General features: G+C 39.7%; 17 protein-coding genes. 7 read left to right on the forward strand and 10 right to left on the reverse strand.

Annotated features, from left to right (window positions below; all coding sequences use genetic code 11):
• Positions 1–125 precede the first annotated feature (125 nt).
• Positions 126–2,795, forward strand: coding sequence for a PAS domain-containing protein (locus AC1DYB_RS25945; RefSeq protein ID WP_477439275.1), 2,670 nt, complete (start codon positions 126–128; stop codon positions 2,793–2,795).
• A 100-nt stretch (positions 2,796–2,895) separates the two neighbouring features.
• Positions 2,896–4,578, forward strand: a complete 1,683-nt coding sequence (locus tag AC1DYB_RS25950) for a MutS-related protein (protein WP_477439278.1) — start codon at positions 2,896–2,898, stop codon at positions 4,576–4,578.
• 3 nt (positions 4,579–4,581) lie between these two features.
• On the opposite strand, the gene AC1DYB_RS25955 is transcribed toward AC1DYB_RS25950, so the two are convergent.
• Positions 4,582–4,875: a chaperone modulator CbpM gene (locus AC1DYB_RS25955; protein ID WP_295719058.1), complete on the reverse strand. Its 294-nt coding sequence runs from the start codon at positions 4,873–4,875 to the stop codon at positions 4,582–4,584.
• Positions 4,876–4,882: 7 nt separating this feature from the next.
• Positions 4,883–5,782: a DnaJ C-terminal domain-containing protein gene (locus AC1DYB_RS25960; RefSeq protein WP_477391846.1), complete on the reverse strand. Its 900-nt coding sequence runs from the start codon at positions 5,780–5,782 to the stop codon at positions 4,883–4,885.
• Positions 5,783–5,972: 190 nt separating this feature from the next.
• On the opposite strand from AC1DYB_RS25960, the gene AC1DYB_RS25965 reads away from it, so the two are divergent.
• A complete protein-coding gene (locus AC1DYB_RS25965) occupies positions 5,973–6,308 on the forward strand; it encodes a cupin domain-containing protein (protein ID WP_477439281.1) in 336 nt (111 codons plus the stop codon).
• A 67-nt stretch (positions 6,309–6,375) separates the two neighbouring features.
• Positions 6,376–6,771, forward strand: coding sequence for a GNAT family N-acetyltransferase (locus tag AC1DYB_RS25970; RefSeq protein WP_477439283.1), 396 nt, complete (start codon positions 6,376–6,378; stop codon positions 6,769–6,771).
• 110 nt (positions 6,772–6,881) lie between these two features.
• Here the strand turns inward: AC1DYB_RS25970 and AC1DYB_RS25975 are convergent, their stop codons facing one another.
• From AC1DYB_RS25975 to AC1DYB_RS25985, 3 genes are read right to left on the reverse strand one after another with little or no spacing between them, the layout of a single operon-like run.
• Positions 6,882–7,259, reverse strand: a complete 378-nt coding sequence (locus tag AC1DYB_RS25975) for a CatA-like O-acetyltransferase (protein WP_477439285.1) — start codon at positions 7,257–7,259, stop codon at positions 6,882–6,884.
• Entirely contained in the window at positions 7,234–7,506 is a 273-nt protein-coding gene (locus tag AC1DYB_RS25980; RefSeq protein WP_477439287.1) for a CatA-like O-acetyltransferase, read from the reverse strand. The genes AC1DYB_RS25975 and AC1DYB_RS25980 overlap by 26 nt, the downstream gene beginning before the upstream one ends.
• A complete protein-coding gene (locus AC1DYB_RS25985; RefSeq protein WP_477439289.1) occupies positions 7,503–8,192 on the reverse strand; it encodes an HAD family hydrolase in 690 nt (229 codons plus the stop codon). Before AC1DYB_RS25985 ends, AC1DYB_RS25980 begins: the two co-directional genes overlap by 4 nt.
• A 126-nt stretch (positions 8,193–8,318) precedes the next feature.
• On the opposite strand from AC1DYB_RS25985, the gene AC1DYB_RS25990 reads away from it, so the two are divergent.
• Positions 8,319–8,741: a DUF1493 family protein gene (locus AC1DYB_RS25990; protein WP_477439291.1), complete on the forward strand. Its 423-nt coding sequence runs from the start codon at positions 8,319–8,321 to the stop codon at positions 8,739–8,741.
• 125 nt (positions 8,742–8,866) lie between these two features.
• Here the strand turns inward: AC1DYB_RS25990 and AC1DYB_RS25995 are convergent, their stop codons facing one another.
• The 5 genes from AC1DYB_RS25995 to AC1DYB_RS26015 all read right to left on the reverse strand — a co-directional run bounded on the left by AC1DYB_RS25995 (position 8,867) and on the right by AC1DYB_RS26015 (position 13,654).
• Positions 8,867–9,088 carry a PspC domain-containing protein gene (locus AC1DYB_RS25995; RefSeq protein ID WP_295719044.1) on the reverse strand — a complete coding sequence of 74 codons (222 nt, stop codon included), beginning with the start codon at positions 9,086–9,088 and terminating at the stop codon, positions 8,867–8,869.
• Between the two features lies 1 nt (position 9,089).
• Complete coding sequence (locus AC1DYB_RS26000; RefSeq protein ID WP_477439293.1) at positions 9,090–10,382, reverse strand: DUF2851 family protein; 1,293 nt, start codon at positions 10,380–10,382, stop codon at positions 9,090–9,092.
• Positions 10,383–10,437: 55 nt separating this feature from the next.
• Complete coding sequence (locus AC1DYB_RS26005; RefSeq protein WP_477439295.1) at positions 10,438–11,040, reverse strand: class I SAM-dependent methyltransferase; 603 nt, start codon at positions 11,038–11,040, stop codon at positions 10,438–10,440.
• A 130-nt stretch (positions 11,041–11,170) separates the two neighbouring features.
• Positions 11,171–12,319 carry a glycerate kinase gene (locus tag AC1DYB_RS26010; protein WP_477439297.1) on the reverse strand — a complete coding sequence of 383 codons (1,149 nt, stop codon included), beginning with the start codon at positions 12,317–12,319 and terminating at the stop codon, positions 11,171–11,173.
• Between the two features lie 6 nt (positions 12,320–12,325).
• Positions 12,326–13,654 carry a GntP family permease gene (locus AC1DYB_RS26015; RefSeq protein WP_477439299.1) on the reverse strand — a complete coding sequence of 443 codons (1,329 nt, stop codon included), beginning with the start codon at positions 13,652–13,654 and terminating at the stop codon, positions 12,326–12,328.
• Positions 13,655–13,985: 331 nt separating this feature from the next.
• Between AC1DYB_RS26015 and xth the strand changes: the two genes are divergently transcribed.
• On the forward strand, positions 13,986–14,756 hold the full coding sequence (gene xth, locus AC1DYB_RS26020) for an exodeoxyribonuclease III (RefSeq protein WP_477439301.1): 771 nt from the start codon (positions 13,986–13,988) through the stop codon (positions 14,754–14,756).
• 169 nt (positions 14,757–14,925) lie between these two features.
• Positions 14,926–16,092 carry a metallophosphoesterase gene (locus AC1DYB_RS26025; protein WP_477439303.1) on the forward strand — a complete coding sequence of 389 codons (1,167 nt, stop codon included), beginning with the start codon at positions 14,926–14,928 and terminating at the stop codon, positions 16,090–16,092.
• The last annotated feature ends 111 nt before the right edge of the window (positions 16,093–16,203 follow it).

The following is a 16,203-nucleotide window of genomic DNA, read 5'->3' on the forward strand; positions in this document are numbered from 1 at the left end:
CAAAAACAAAGATTTTAGTGTGTTTTTGTCATAACTTTATTTAACTGGTATTTTCACTAAACCATATTTCTGTATATCAAAAACGATTTTGCAAAAGTATAGCCGATAAGAATTATTTATTTTAGATGCATCATCCCCAAAAAAGCAAATTTGTTACCATTGTTAGCCTATGCACAATTTTAGCTGCTGTACTGGTTATTTGTGGATGGTTTTTGAATATAGACGGACTTAAAACGTTGATACCGCAATATGTGGTAATAAAATTTAATACCGCGCTTTGCCTGGTATTCATGAGCGCCGTTACACTTTTAACACAAACACATTTAAAAAATAGCTTTAGGCCGGCTTTTGTTGGTTTATCTATTGTTATCACCTTATCAGGTATTTTTGGGGTATTGCAATACCTGTTGCAATTTCATACAATTTTTGATGGGCTGTTTATTACAGCCGACGATGTGGTAACCGGCATAACATATACATACAGCAGTAACACTACCATTAACATCTCCGTTTGCATCTTGTTGTTTGGAACGGCATTTTTATTACTTAGTACTAAAAACAAGAAACTGCTGCCGGTGGGCCAGTACATGCTTCATTCGGTTACATTAATTTCAACGGTTGCTATAATTGGGTATGTATATGGCGTTTCATTGTTTTACGATTTTCGCTATGTAAGTTCAATGCCGCTAAACACTGCTTTATTGTTTTTTAGCATCTCTTTAGCGGCCTCACTTTTATATCCGCAATACGGTTTTACTAATTTATTTACCGGCGATAGAGTAGGTAATCAAATGGCGCGAAGGCTGTTTTTACCGCTTGAATTTATATTTATTGTTTTAGGCTTTTTTAGGTTTAAAACGCAGTTTAATCATCTGTTAACATTTGAAGTGAGCATGTACATGCTTCCACTTATTATGCTTATCATTTGCCTTGCTCTTGTAGCAATTACGGCAATGTGGCTAAACAGGGTAGACGAAAAACGTTTTATTGCCGAAAATGAAGTTATATCCATTAATAACTCACTGGAAAAGAGGGTAGAGGAGCGCTCCGCGGAATTAATGAACATGGTTGAAAAACTAAGAGAAAGCGAACGGAGATATAGATCACTTATTGAACATGCATCGGATGCTATTTACGTGCTTGACCTCGCTAATAATTTTACAGAGGTAAATGCCAGCATGTGCAAAATGACAGGCTATACCCATCAGGAGCTTTTGCAACTAAAAGTAATCCAGGTAATTGAACCTGAACATTTAAAAAATGATCCAATAGTTTTAGGGTTAGATGACCTTGGAACGGCAACTATCAAAGAGCGCCGTTTTATAAAAAAAGATGGTACCGTGTTTGATGTGGAGGTAAACGTAAAAAAGTTTTCTGAAAATCGCATACTGGTTATTGCCAGAGATATTACATCACGCAAAGCGATGGAAACCGAATTAAAGCATGCCGAGTTAAAATTCAGAACTCTTGCCGAAAAATCAATGGTTGGCGTTTACATTATCCAAAAAGGGAAATTTATCTATGTAAATCCGCGCTTTGCCAATGTTTTTAAATATAGCCAGGAGGAACTGGTGAATGCAGCATCAGTGGATATTATAGTCAGTAAGGATTTTAAAGCCACTACTTTAGAGAATATCAGGGCACGTATGGATGGAGAGGTTGATAGTGTGCATTACGAAGTGGTAGGAGAGTGTAAAGATGGTTCCTTAAATTGGGTAGAGTTTTATGGCAATCGCGTTAATATTGATGGTGAACCCACCATTATAGGATCAATGATTGATATCACCGAACGCAAAAAAGCAGAAGAATTACTCCGTCAGTCCGAACAAAAATACAAATTACTATTTGATAGCAACCCGCTGCCAATGTGGATGATATCCGGAAATGACCTATCTATTATAGCTGCAAATAAAGCTGCTTCAAGGCATTACGGTTATACCAATGAAGAGTTTTTAAAGTTGAACGCCAAAGACCTGCGGCCAAAAGGGAATTGCAATAATGTTATTAATGACGATGGAAAAAATACAGTTCAAGTGGGCGAACAAGGAATTTGTGAGCATCAGAAAAAAGATGGTTCGCTAATTATTGTAGAGATAATTACGCAGGATATAGTTTTTGAAGGTATGCCGGTATGCCTGTCATTGGCTAATGACATTACAGAAAAGATAAAATCGGATGAGCTGTTACAAAAATCTGAGGCCAACCTTCAAACTATTTTAAATACTACCGATTCGGCTTACGCTTTATTTGATAAAAAATTGAATGTGCTGGCTTATAATCAAATGGCGGTAAAATTTGTAAAAGAACAATATAACCACACCCTGCAAAAAGGAGATCAGGTAGGTGATTATTTCCCCATAAAACGTTTCCAGCAATTCATTGGCCTTACTAAGCGGGTATTAAATGGAAAGGAGATTAGTCATGAAATTGATTATCTGCAACCCGATGGATCAATATATTGGTATTATTTACGCTTGTTCCCCATTATTGATAACAATGATCAAATTCTGGGGCTGATGATGGCTCTTTATGATATCACCGAAAGGAAGAATGCCGAAAATGATCTTAAGGTTGCTTATGAACAAATTCATAACCAGGTAAACAGCATAAAAAATATGGCATGGAAACAATCGCATTTTATGCGGAGCCCCGTTGCAAATTTAAAGGCACTCACCGCAATGCTAAAAGATGACCCCGCTGATGCTGCGGCCCTGGATTATATATTTGTTGAACTTGATCGTTTAGATACCGTAATAATTGAAATGGCAAATGATGCAGCCATCCATGAAAATTAAATTGTGATAGTAACAATGGGTTTACATAAAAAAGCCCATCTTTATTGCAGGCTGAACTTTTAGTATTACTCGGGTTTAAACTATTTTTATACTTTTAATCATGTATTATTTCTTATTTACACTGTTAGTTTTCACCATTGTGCTTACAGTCTCATACATAGCATCTTACTTTGGAAAGCTACGTGCTAAAGAAACAAACCTGGAAAAAATAAAAGACAAGTGGGCCAAACCGTTAAATGCAAGGCGTAATTTTGATTTGATAAAGGTTTACGCGGATGCAGACAATAGCGCCGGAAAGTTGTCGACAGTAACATCTGATGACCTCGACCTTAAAAATATCTTTAATTACATTGACAGGACTAACTCAAAACCAGGCAAACAATACCTCTACAAAAAACTGCATTTTCCAGAAACAACAATCGGCAATTTATTATTACTGGATAAAAAGATAGAAACACTTAATGCCGATAACCCCAACCGCGAATTAATTGAACTGGAACTTTCCACGCTTAATCATACCCATGCTTACCAGATTGCCAACCTGTTTTTAAAATCACATGTACCATTATTTGCACCTGTGATGGATATTTACATTAAGGTAGTTCCTTATTTAATTTTAGCGGCTATAATTTCGATAGTGATTATACCTAACCCTGTAAGTTTAATAGTTTTAGCTGTATTGTTTGGGTATAATGTTATTTTCCATTTTGCAAGCAAAAGAAAAACAGCTGCATATTCAGATTCATTGCCTCAATTATTGATAATGCACAAGGTTGCTGTTTGGTTAGTTAAAAATGCCAAAGCTGGCGATACTGAGGAAGTAAAAAAAAGCCTTGTAAACCTTGCCGGGCTTAAGCGCTCCCTGAGCATTGTAAACCTTGAAAGCATGTTAGTTGCCGATTCAGCTTCACCGGGTTATGCGGTTTTCCAGCTGTTTAAGACATTGTTTTTGCTTGAACCATACATATATACCAACTCTGTAAAACACATTGGCAGATACAGCGATGATATTGAGAAGGTATATACATTTGTTGCCGAGATTGATATGCTGATAGCCATACAATCAGTAAGGGAAGGCTTGCCTTTTTACAATAAACCGGAGTTTATAGATCAAGACGCCAAAATGGACATCACAGATCTTTACCATCCATTAGTTGAGAAATGTGTACCTAATTCTTTAAATACCCGGGCCGATAAAGGAGCATTGATAACGGGCTCAAACATGTCGGGCAAAACAACATTTATTAAATCTATTGCGATAAATACATTGTTGGCTCAAACGCTGTTCACCAGTTGCGCCAAGGCATATAAAGCCCCCTTTCTTAAGATACAAACCAGCATCAAAATCACGGATAGTATAGAAGAGCAGCAAAGCTTTTTCCAGGCCCAGGCATCGGCAATATTAAATATTGTTGATAACAGTGGCAGCGCAGAAGCCGTAAAAAGCCTTGTAATTATTGATGAAATATTTAGGGGAACCAATACAATAGAGCGTATTGCCGCTGCAAAATCCGTATTATCATACATTACAGCCAATGATAACTTCGTATTTGTATCAACCCATGATCTTGAACTCGCCGAACTTTTGGATGAAGATTTTGCCATCTATTCATTTGAAGACTCTAAATCAGGCCGAACATTGGTTTTTGATTACAAATTGAAAGAAGGCTTGTTGAAAAGTAAAAATGGCATAGCTATATTAGCCTCCATGGGATACCCCGAATCTGTGATTGAAGACGCTCATATAGTAAGTGAGCGCATGATGCTAAAATATATGGAATAGCCTTTATTCGCCTTCGTACATTTTTAACCTGTTGTGTAGCGTACGCATGTTTTCCTGCATTTGTTCTATGCGGTTAAGCAAGTGTGTTATTGCTTCAATGCCTGCCACATTAATATCTAACTGATGCAGACTTATCATTTTTTCAAGCTTGCGCAGTTCTGTTTCCGGTATAAAAGTAGTTTCGTTAATCACAGTAACCTCAACCAATCCAGCCTGTTCTAACGAATTGAAAAATGTATATTCAACGTTGTGGTACATACAAAAATCATTGGCGGTTATTAAATTATCTGTTTTCATAAGTGGATCAGGATTTTGATAGTTCTTCAAACAGTTGCTTTTGCTTATCAGTAAGGTTGGTAGGTATTTGTATGTCATAAGTAAGGTACAGATCACCAAACTCATTTTCCTTTTTATAGATGGGCATCCCTTTGCCTTTAAGTTTCACTTTAGTTCCGTTTTGTGTTTCGGCCTTTACTTTAACTTTTACTTTACCTGTTGGGGTTTCAGCCATAATCTCGCCACCTAGAACGGCGGTGTAAAGATCAAGCTTTATCGTATTATATAAATTGGCGCCATCGCGCTTAAAACGGGCATCAGCAGGGATATTGAATTTAATATATAGGTCGCCGGCTGGCCCGCCATTTACCCCCGGGCCGCCATGTCCTGATATCTTTATGGTTTGCCCGTTCTCGATACCCGCGGGTATTGTTATACGGATGTTTTTGCCATTTACTGTTAAGGTTTGTTTATGGGTTTGTAAGGTATCCTGCAGGTTCAGCTGAAATTCAGCATTCAAGTCCTGGCCACGGTACCCTGTGCGTCTGCCACCAGCTCCAGCGCCTCCAAACATCGACTGAAAAAAATCGGAAAAATCTTCACCACCTCCGTAACCACCGCCAAAGCCTTCAAAACTGCCTGGGTCGGCAGAATTACGTTGACGGCTTTGTTGTTGCCTGGTTTGCTGTTCATAGGCTTCGCCATGCTGCCAGTTTTCGCCATATTTATCGTACTTTTTACGTTTTTCAGAATCGCTTAATACCTCGTTGGCTTCGTTAATCTCCTGAAATTTTTTATTTGCTTCGGTATCATTAGGATTAAGATCCGGATGATATTTACGGGCCTGTTTACGGTAAGCATTTTTAATTTCTTTTTCCGTAGCCGTTTTTTCTATGCCTAATGTTTTATAATAATCAATAAAAGCCATGGTAAACTATTGTATAATTATAACCTTAAAATTAAGGCTAAGTTTTTATCAGCAGAAAATTAAGCATTATTTAGCAGCTATCATCAAAGTATTGAATGAATCAGTCTTTAATGAAGGCTCGATTAAGGATGACCATTAAAAGTAGCGAAAGAAAGGCACAAAATTTAAAATAGTACTGTAAATTTACCGCATGCAAAACCAGATATTCCACCATTTTAGTGATATTGAAACCAAAGAGATAGCTCCGGGTTATTTCTCCAAACTGATCCATACGAGCGGGAACACAATCAACTTCATCGAGGTTAAAGCCGGGATTTCTTTACCAATGCACAAGCATATACATGAACAATACTCTTTTGTTATTGAAGGTAAATTTGAACTTACTGTTGATGGCGTTCCGCAGGTTTTAGATTCTGGAATGTTTGCCACAATTCCCTCAAATATAGTTCATGGTGGCACGGCGGTTACTGATTGCAGGCTGATAGATGTATTTAGCCCGGCACGCGAAGATTATAAATTATTATAATTTAAGGCATTTTTGTTAAAATTAATACCGCTAAATATTAATTTTGCCCTCCCAAAAACAAAACAATATGCCTATAATTAAAGCTACCCTTGCCGATGTACCCGAATTGAATGTATTAATTAACAGCGCTTACCGTGGCGAGGAATCAAAAAAAGGCTGGACAACCGAAAGTGATCTGATAGACGGTATAAGGATAGATGAGCCGATGCTGGTTGAGTACCTTAGTAATGATGCCATTACGCTGTTAAAATATATTGATGATGACGGCAAAATAATAGGATCGGTTTACCTTGAAGTAAAAGGGGATAAATTGTATTTGGGTATGTTTAGTGTATCGCCAACTTTACAAAACGGGGGAGTAGGCCGTGCTTTAATTGAGGAGGCAGAAGTTATTGCAAAACAACTGGGTTTACATACTATTAGTATGACCGTTATCCGAACCCGTAAAGAGCTCATCAGTTGATACCAACGCAGGGGCTATACTTTTACGGGCGAGATTCAACCCTTTCATGATCATGGTCGGTTCGGTTCGCCTAAAGAGTTGATTGAGCTCATAGTGATGGAGAAATCGGTTTAAACAACACTGTCCATCAATTCCTGAAAAAGGTCAATATACTGGCCAACATGCAAGCCATCAATTAATGCATGGTGAACATGAATTGATACCGGCATTGATCTTTTACCATCCTGCTGTGTCATTTTTCCAAAGGAGATTCTTGGACAGCTATTTTGTGAACCAAAAGTACTGGCATGTGATATACTGGTAAAATCGATCCATGGCAGTGATGAAAATCGAATAATGTTATTGACCTTGGATCGAATCAAATCATTTGAGTTTTGAACGCTTTCAACTTCTTTATTCGCGGTTATGATAAATTGGTCAAATTGGGAAGCATACGGAATATATCCAAATCCAAAAGTACCATTACTGCCCGATGGTTGACCCGGCATCTATTTGATCATAAATATAAACCTCGTCATCTTCTATTCTTAATTTAAACGGCTCAAGAGCATTTGCCGCGGCCAATGCCCTATGCATTGTATACAGAAAAAATGATGCTTCTTTTTCTTTCGCAAAAAGGTATGCTTTCGTACAATCAATTCTTACTGTAACGCCGTAAAAAGGCTCATCAAATTGTTTAAAGAGATGAAAATGCTCCTTACGTACCCACGTATCAAGGTGTAACTTTTGCTTCATATCTGTATCGATGTCAATATATCTTTAAGCGTATCGGCATGTTTAAATTTTTCATGTGTGAGGATGGTTTCAACATGTTCATGTGCCCAGGTGGTATGGAACGGAACATGGATAGCACTCCCGCCAATATTAAGCACAGGCATCACATCCGATTTCAGGGAATTGCCCACCATCATAAACTCGCTTGGATCAATATCAAGGTGCTTAATTAGCTTGATATAATCATCTTCCTGTTTATCACTCATAATTTCAATATGGTGAAAGTAATGTGCCAGCCCCGATTTTTTTAATTTACGTTCCTGGTCAAGCAAATCACCTTTAGTAGCAACCACCAACCGATAATGAGGCTTTAAAACTGATAGTACTTCTTCCACACCATCCAGTAACTCAATTGGTTCGTTAAGCATTTGTTTACCATATTCCAATATAATATCGATGATTTCAATACTAATCTTCTTTTCGGATATGTTGAGAGCAGCCTCAATCATGCTCAAAATATACCCCTTTATGCCATAGCCATAAAGCGATAGATTCTCAATCTCGACTTTAAAAAGCTCACTTGATATACTATGTTCCGGTAAAAAATCTTCGAGTAAGCTGCAGAACTTTTTTTCGGTGTTTTGAAAATATGGCTCATTCACCCACAGCGTATCATCGGCATCAAAAGCAATAACTTTTAATCTCATAATAAATAAAAAAAACGTACTGCAATAATAGCAATACGCCTTTAATTATCTATCAAAAAGCTTATCTCCGACATTTTATAAACCAAATTTATTTTTAAGTAACCTTTTTTAAAAAAAGTAGTCTCCATGATGCAACCTTTGTTTTTAAAACAACGTCCTATAACCAAAATGATCAAAACTATTCAATTAATGGAAGAGATATTGCCGCCTTTAAAAGAATTTATAGTTGATTATTGCAGCCGCTATAAGATTCAAAGTGTGGATCCTGGTAGCCTATGCCTCGAAACCAGCCTTGATCTTGATCTGGATATTTTTGATATCGAGATAGATCTTTTCTTGGCAGACTTTGCCGATCAGTTTAATATTGATCAATCTAAATTTACCTGGTATAAATACGGCTATCCCAAGGGATCAACCCGGGTGAGAATGATAAAAATGTTATTTGGCTACCACAACACCTGGGTAAAACAGCTTGCACATTATTGCTACAAACCAAAGTTTAAAGTACGTAACCTGCAGGATGCTGTTATGACGGGAATATTGGTGTAAAGGTTAGTGAAGTTGCGATACAATTGATTCAAAACTATAGTAGTCATTCGTTCGGTTTAATCCGGATTCAGACGAAATAAATTACAAGCGAAAATACCGGCTTAAGGAATTATTTGACCAATCATCTACAGATCTGTAACCCTTGTATGATTTCTTTTTACATATCTGCGAATATCCAGTACTATACCGGCAAAGAAATAAAATATCAGCGGGAAACCCACGGCTAAAAATGAGGAGTATATAAAAAACAGACGGATTTTAGCTATTGAAACATTAAATCTTTCGCCGAGATAGGTGCATACACCGAAGGAGTACCGTTCAAAAAAAGTAAGTATTCTTTGTAGCATATCAGGTCAGCTTTAATATTTTATTACCAACGCCGCACTGCAGGCATTTCTTATAATTACAGTAGTTATTTTTTAGTTCAAGCAGTGCCTGCGATTCAAACGCGTTTGTAATTTTCACTCCTAAGTTAACAAAATCTGCGGTAATATTGTTCTTTTCGGCCGGTAAATTTTCCAAAAGCTTAAGGCTGCGACTTATATAGTACTGTTGTTGATGATGCTTACCATAACTAAACAGGAATAGGGCCAGGGTATTGATGAGCAAAATATCTACAGATGATGCTCCCATGATTTTTGGCGAGGACTTTGAATTTGACAGTATATCAAAGCGAAAATGATCATCCCAATATTCATTTGTTTTTATGGAGGCGAAAAGATTTCTGAGCGCATCGATATCTTTTATCTCCAATATTTTAGAGAACAAATGAGCAGAGTTCACGATGAGCGCAGCAAATTGAGCCAGTCTGATCGTTGGAAAATTTTGGGGCCTTAACCGCATAAATTTCCATAAATGGTTTTCCACAGGTTTTAAACTGTATTTCTTCCGCAGGAAATCATATTCCTTCTTCAATTTGTTTGGATAATAATCTTTCAATTCAGCATCTAAAAAACCCGCCTGCCCAAATATCAGCGCCTCTACCTGCATCGGATTGTTTTTGTGCTTGCCAAGGGTAATTTGTGGTAAGGACTTAGCCAGCAGTTCAAAGGGGAGTGCATTAGTTTTAAAGCCAAAGTTTGCCGCCAAAAACTGATAAAACGTTTCTTCCCAATCGCCACGGTTTAGGGAAAGGGCGGTTATTACGGCCGCTGATTTTTTTTCAAGGCGCTCAACCAATACCCTTGTTAACCAGTTATTCATGATGAGTTGATCAATGGCGCCAATACTGGCCTCACATGGTATTATAGTTTGGTTCCCAAACACCATCTGGTGATAGCGGCCATATAATTCCGCGGGTATCCTGTCTTTTAACTGAAGGGTTGGCACTTTGCGGCCGTTAGTTAAAACCAATGGCAGATCATCATTGTATACCACGTGCAAAATTACATTGTTGTAGGCGTCATCAGTAGTATGCCCATGTTTTTGCCAGTCGGAAGCCGAAAGGTGAACTTCAATGTTACCTGCCCAGATGGTTTCATCTATTTTGATACGGGCATTATGAAAATCAGGGCCTGCATCGGTGTTGGGTACTCCTGTCGAAAATATTTCAAGGGTTTTACCATCTTCAGTTTGCAGATCAATACGATCAAAAAGCCTGAATTTCCATACGTAATGCAAAAAGTCTTCGGTGAAAAGCATGTTTTAAATATAGTAAATGTGACTGCTGATTAACTTGAAAGTTTATAATGAAAGTTTAGCGGTACAGAAAAATAGTGAAATCTTCTTCGCTATAGTCGTTAATTAGCAGCGCCTTTCTGCTGATGGATTGACAGAACGCCAGTATTTTCTGCTGATCATAAGCAACTAAAAGGCCGTTAGGAATAATACTGCTCAACAAGTTGAAACCCATGCCAAGCTTGCTTTGGGCAAATAATTTAGCAATTGCTTTATAAATAAAGTCTGGGTCACTACTGAAATAATTAAGCGATCCGCTGGCAATTACATAATCACTTGCCGGTATCCCGTCGCTCATAAAATCACCTTGCATAAAGGAACACTTAGGCAGTTTGCCATACCTTCTGTTGGCCTCCACCAAAAGTTCAGGTATTTGTTCAAGGCCCATATAAGTTATTTGAGGATATAAGGGAAGCAGGTATGCCAGCAGATCTCCATGTCCGCAACCAGTGTCTAATACCGAACATCCATTCAGATCCGCTATCCTGGCTAACACTTTAAACCGTATCAACTGACTTTCCTGATCTTTCCATCCCAGGGCCGCAGTTCCCTGGTTGCCATGAAAGAAGATCATGTTTCTATGGTAATCAAAAATAGCTTGTGAATCTGCAGCAGTATTCATACATCAATATTTGTACGTCAATATAATAAAACACCAATATATCATTTTGTTACAAATATTTGGGTGGGGGATTGACACGTTAGCAATTGTGGATTGACAATCATTGTCCCGGCTGGCCTTAGTCTTTTTCCTAAATGATCCTTTTGTAAATGCCGATCATCAATAGCGACGCAAGATTTTTGGATGTTCTTATTAAATTTTGTTCTGTGTGGTTTAAGGCGGCGGTGACATCTGAAGGTTCGTTTCCAATAGCCATCAGTACATCAAAGTACTGGTTTAATTTGTCGTTATCATGAAGTGGTATTTTACCTGCCAAACCAATTACAGGTACATCCTTTGCTTTTGCCCTGCAGGCCACCCCAAAGGGTCCTTTTCCCTGTAGTGTTTGCTCATCAATGCTTCCCTCTCCGGTTATTACAAGATCGCTTTTTTGCAGTGCTTCATCAAAACGGGTGAGTTCCATAAAATAATCTATACCGTTTACCAGTTTCGCATTTATCCAGGCATAAAGCCCGGCTGATGCCCCGCCGGCTGCACCTCCGTATTGGGTTGCAGCCATATTTATATGCAGTTGTTTTAGCGAAATATCATTAAACCTGGAAAGTCCTGTATCAAGAATTTCTACAGCCTGCGAATCAGCACCCTTTTGCGGACCGAATACAGCTGCCGCACCCTGAGCACCCAATAGCTTATTGTCCACATCACAAAGCACTACGATATGGGTGCGTTGTAATCGTTCGTCAACAGCAGAAACATCGACCCTGGCAAGCTCTGTCAAAATTTCGGGCATATGCAATAATTGATCGCCGGCCTCATTCAAAAAACGAACGCCAAGTGCTTTTAAAATACCGGTTCCACCATCAATCGTAGCTGTGCCTCCCATCGCTATCAAAATGGTTTTCACTCCAAAATCAAGAGCTTTTTTAATCATTTGGCCAGTTCCGTATGAGGTGGCTATTAGTGGGTTTAGTTCGTGCTGCTTCAGCAATCTTAAGCCTGATGAATCTGCCATTTCAATTACAGCGGTTTTACCTCCGTCAATCAAACCAAATGAGGCTTCGATGCACCGGCCCAGAGGGTCCTGTATTTCAACGGCAATAATTTCACCCTGCAGCTTTTGTATAATAAGATCGGCGGTACCATCGCCACCGTCTGCTATCGGGAAACATTCGGTGGTACAGGAGAGCTTGCTTTCATGTAATCCTTTTTCAATGGCTACAGCGGCAGCCGATGCTGTCAAACTATTTTTAAAAGCATTTGGCGCTATCAGGATGTGCATAACAAATTATATAATAAAGGTTAAAAGATATACAACCAAAAAAGAGGTTAACCCCATGCATACCGTAGCTAATGAATACACCCTCAGCATGGTTTTCATTTCGAGTCCAGAAAACTTTGCTATGACCCAGAAATAAGCATCATTGGCATGTGATATCATCATAGAACCTGCGCCCATAGCCAAAACACAAAGTATATGTCCCTTATCTGTATTCAAACCCAAAGAAGTTAATAAAGGCAGCACAATTGATGAAGCTGTGATAATAGCTACTGTTGATGAGCCCTGCGCTGTTTTTAGAATAAAGGTAAGTAAAAAGGGAAAAAATATACCCATACCAGCCAGCGGCAAGGCATTACTTAAATGATTCCCAATTTGTGTAGCCGCCAAAACTGCACCAAATGCCCCGCCCGCACCTATAATCACCAATATGCCGCCTGCTTTTTCTGCGCCATCTTGTAATAGTTTGGCAACCACATCCTTTTTCCATGAACGGGACGCGTTAAAGGCAAGTAATATCCCTATGGCAAGGGCGATAATAGGATCGCCCAGGGCAAGTAAAATACTTAGCCAATTGTTGACTGTGCCTGGCTCAAGCACAAAAAAAGATTTCAAGGTGATTAAAAATATCGGTAGCAATACAGGTAAAAAAGCCTTTATTACCGATGGTTGACCTATAGATTCCCCGCTTAAAACATCATCTGTAATAACCGGCTGGGGTATCGACTTACTGGCATAACCAACCCATAGGTAACCCGCAATCATGGCTGGAATGGCAACTGTTGTTCCAATCATGATTAGTTTGCCTAAATCAACGCCAATAATACCGGCAGCAGCAGCGGCGCCAGGGTGGGGTGGAACGAGGCAATGCACAGCATATAGCCCGGTAGCCAATGAGGCGGCCATAATTACAATGGAGATTCCAGTGCTTTTTGCCAATGATTTGTTTAAACCACTGAGAACAATATAGCCCGAATCACAAAATATGGGTAAGCCCACAATAAGGCCGGTAATGCTCATGGACAGCGCAGCTTGCTTTTTGCCAACAATTTTCAGGATAGCGTTTGCCATTACCCGCGTGCTGCCGGTATGCTCCAGTATAACACCGAGTGTAGTACCCAATATAATAAGTGCACCGAGTGATTTTAAAATATTGCCGAAACCCTCTTTTATAGCAGTAAGCACGCTGTTCAGTGATAAGCCAACACCAAGGCCCACCAGCAAACAAGCTATTATCAGGGCGAAGAAAGCGTGTATCCTGAATTTTGCTGTAAGCACTACAATAACCGCGATACCAATGATAAGGCAAATCAAAACGCGCGCAAGAAAAGTATCCATAAATATTATTTTTATAGGATCACAATGTACGCCGAATAATTAAATCAGCGTCGTTCTAAGTAATCAAAAATGTTCTTTTGCAGGTAGTATAACTATTGGTTATAGGTGTATAAAACAATAATTATGCTTTATATAAATTAGGTATATATTTAATATTCAATAAAATATATTAATCAATTAATCTTTTTGTTTATATTGAAATGAAGGATTTTTTTTGACTAATGCTGAGTGTTCGCATATTGCGCAAGAACACCTGGACTGGCAAAATCCGAAGACGCACGCTCAGAAAGGGAGGAATTTTTATAACTTAGTTTTCGTTAAATCAGCTGACATGAAAATAGCTACCTATAATGTGAATGGTGTTAACGGACGCCTGCCCGTATTGCTGCGCTGGCTTGAAGAAAGCGCCCCCGATGTTGTTTGCCTGCAAGAGCTTAAAGCCCCCCAGGAAAAATTTCCAGAACAGGCTATTAAGGATGCAGGTTACCAATCTATCTGGCATGGGCAGAAAAGCTGGAACGGCGTAGCAATTTTATCACGTAATGGAGATATTAAAGAGTCAAGGCGTGGACTGCCGGGCGACCCTGAAGATCTGCATAGCCGCTATATAGAGGCCATTGTGAATGGTGTATTGATCGGCTGCCTTTACCTCCCAAACGGCAACCCGGCGCCCGGACCGAAATTTGACTATAAGCTCCAATGGTTTGATCGCTTCACCGCTCATGCCGCCCAACTGTTGAGTCATGATATTCCGGTGGTTTTATGTGGGGATTATAACGTAATGCCCACCGAACAGGATGTGTATAAACCAGAACGCTGGGTTAATGACGCCCTCTTCCGGCCCGAGACCCGAGCGGCATTCCATAACCTGCTGACACAAGGCTGGACGGATGCTATCCGGAAATTATATCCCACTGAAACGATATATACTTTTTATGATTATTTCCGTAATGCCTACGGGCGCGATGCCGGGTTGCGCATTGATCATTTCCTGCTCAGCCCTAATATAAAGGACCGGCTAACAGGCGGCGGCGTAGATCGGAACGTTCGCGGTTGGGAAAAAACCAGCGACCATTGCCCGGTCTGGATCGAAGTAACTTAATAATCCGTGTTTATTATCTATGAGCACAATGCTTTTGACGGCAGGAAAAGCTGTGATGGTTGCGGAGGATGATTTTGAGAATAGCAGAGCTAAACGCCATTTGTCATCTAAATGACATCATGCTTAGGTCGTTAAAATGTTTTATTGAGCTGCTCGTCTTAGCTTTTATATGAAGACAAGAATTCCAGCCATCCTACTGCTATGGATGATTATTGACATTTACTTTTTTTCAGCTGTTGAAACGCTGACATCTAACACTTTCCTATACCTGGCGTACTGGATGGTCGACATCTTTCTCGCCGGTACCATCTTATACGGCGCAATGACGGGGAAGACCAAACTAATTTCCTGGCTTATGGCTCCGGTACTGCTCTCTTTTATACCCAAGCTATTGGGCTCCACAATATTGGTGCTTGAAGATGTTACCCGCGCATTCAGGGGATTTCCGCCACGTAGCTATGCAGTGAGCGAGTTTATATTAATCTTAGCAATACTGCTTTTTGGCTTATTGTTATTCGGTATCACGCGCGGACGTCATTACTATAAGGTTCACCGCGAAACCCTTTATTTTGATGACTTGCCCGAAACCTTTGATGGATTTACCATTACACAAATATCCGACGTTCATTCCGGCAGTTTCAGCGACAAAGACGGGGTACAAAAAGGGCTCGACCTGGTTAACGCCCAGCAAAGCGATATGATCCTCTTTACCGGCGATCTGGTGAACAACCAGGCTAACGAAATGGACCCGTGGATATCTGCATTTGCAAAACTGGAAGCTCCGTACGGAAAATATTCGGTGTTAGGTAACCATGATTACGGCGATTATATGCGCTGGGAAAGTGAAGCAGCCCAACAGGCTAACCTGGATAGGTTAAAAGAAGTACACCAGGAGATCGGGTTCCGGTTATTGCTGAACGAGGCTATGCCTATCAAGAAGAATGAGCAGTTTTTCGCGCTCATTGGTGTCGAAAATTGGGGCAAGGGTGGTTTTCATAAATATGGCGACCTTAAAAAGGCAACTGCAGGAGTGCCTGACGACGCTTTTAAGGTATTAATGTCACATGATCCTTCGCACTGGGATGCGGTTACATTAGATCACCATCAGCCTGTTCACCTTACGCTTTCTGGCCACACACACGGCATGCAGTTTGGTTTTGAGCTATTTGGTTTTAAGTGGAGTCCCATTAAATATATCTATAAACAATGGGCTGGACTTTATGAGAAAAGTGGCCTTTACCTGTACGTGAACCGTGGCTTTGGTTTCCTTGGACTGAAGGGTCGTGTAGGTATCTGGCCTGAGATCTCGGTGATCACTTTAAAGCGCAAATCCTGATAATCAACTGCTAATGCATTTGGCGCAGGTATAGGATTTCGCTGATTGTTTAAGCAACGTCATATCTCTGTGGCCTGCGTGTACCGCCACGATTAAAGGTTTAATTTTGGG

This window comes from Mucilaginibacter sp. P2_A4, assembly GCF_056405015.1.

Bases quoted from the DNA above. Each gene is read 5' to 3' on its own strand.
- AC1DYB_RS25980 (WP_477439287.1), bottom strand. From the start codon at position 7,506: ATGAAGCAAAAGTTACACCTTGATACGTGGGTACGTAAGGAGCATTTT.
- AC1DYB_RS26025 (WP_477439303.1), top strand. From the start codon at position 14,926: ATGAAGACAAGAATTCCAGCCATCCTACTGCTATGGATGATTATTGAC.
- AC1DYB_RS25985 (WP_477439289.1), bottom strand. From the start codon at position 8,192: ATGAGATTAAAAGTTATTGCTTTTGATGCCGATGATACGCTGTGGGTG.
- AC1DYB_RS25995 (WP_295719044.1), bottom strand. From the start codon at position 9,088: ATGCTACAAAGAATACTTACTTTTTTTGAACGGTACTCCTTCGGTGTA.
- AC1DYB_RS25945 (WP_477439275.1), top strand. From the start codon at position 126: ATGCATCATCCCCAAAAAAGCAAATTTGTTACCATTGTTAGCCTATGC.
- AC1DYB_RS25960 (WP_477391846.1), bottom strand. From the start codon at position 5,782: ATGGCTTTTATTGATTATTATAAAACATTAGGCATAGAAAAAACGGCT.
- AC1DYB_RS25955 (WP_295719058.1), bottom strand. From the start codon at position 4,875: ATGAAAACAGATAATTTAATAACCGCCAATGATTTTTGTATGTACCAC.
- AC1DYB_RS25975 (WP_477439285.1), bottom strand. From the start codon at position 7,259: ATGCCGGGTCAACCATCGGGCAGTAATGGTACTTTTGGATTTGGATAT.
- AC1DYB_RS25965 (WP_477439281.1), top strand. From the start codon at position 5,973: ATGCAAAACCAGATATTCCACCATTTTAGTGATATTGAAACCAAAGAG.
- AC1DYB_RS25990 (WP_477439291.1), top strand. From the start codon at position 8,319: ATGATGCAACCTTTGTTTTTAAAACAACGTCCTATAACCAAAATGATC.
- AC1DYB_RS26005 (WP_477439295.1), bottom strand. From the start codon at position 11,040: ATGAATACTGCTGCAGATTCACAAGCTATTTTTGATTACCATAGAAAC.
- AC1DYB_RS25970 (WP_477439283.1), top strand. From the start codon at position 6,376: ATGCCTATAATTAAAGCTACCCTTGCCGATGTACCCGAATTGAATGTA.
- AC1DYB_RS25950 (WP_477439278.1), top strand. From the start codon at position 2,896: ATGTATTATTTCTTATTTACACTGTTAGTTTTCACCATTGTGCTTACA.
- AC1DYB_RS26010 (WP_477439297.1), bottom strand. From the start codon at position 12,319: ATGCACATCCTGATAGCGCCAAATGCTTTTAAAAATAGTTTGACAGCA.
- AC1DYB_RS26015 (WP_477439299.1), bottom strand. From the start codon at position 13,654: ATGGATACTTTTCTTGCGCGCGTTTTGATTTGCCTTATCATTGGTATC.
- AC1DYB_RS26000 (WP_477439293.1), bottom strand. From the start codon at position 10,382: ATGCTTTTCACCGAAGACTTTTTGCATTACGTATGGAAATTCAGGCTT.
- xth (WP_477439301.1), top strand. From the start codon at position 13,986: ATGAAAATAGCTACCTATAATGTGAATGGTGTTAACGGACGCCTGCCC.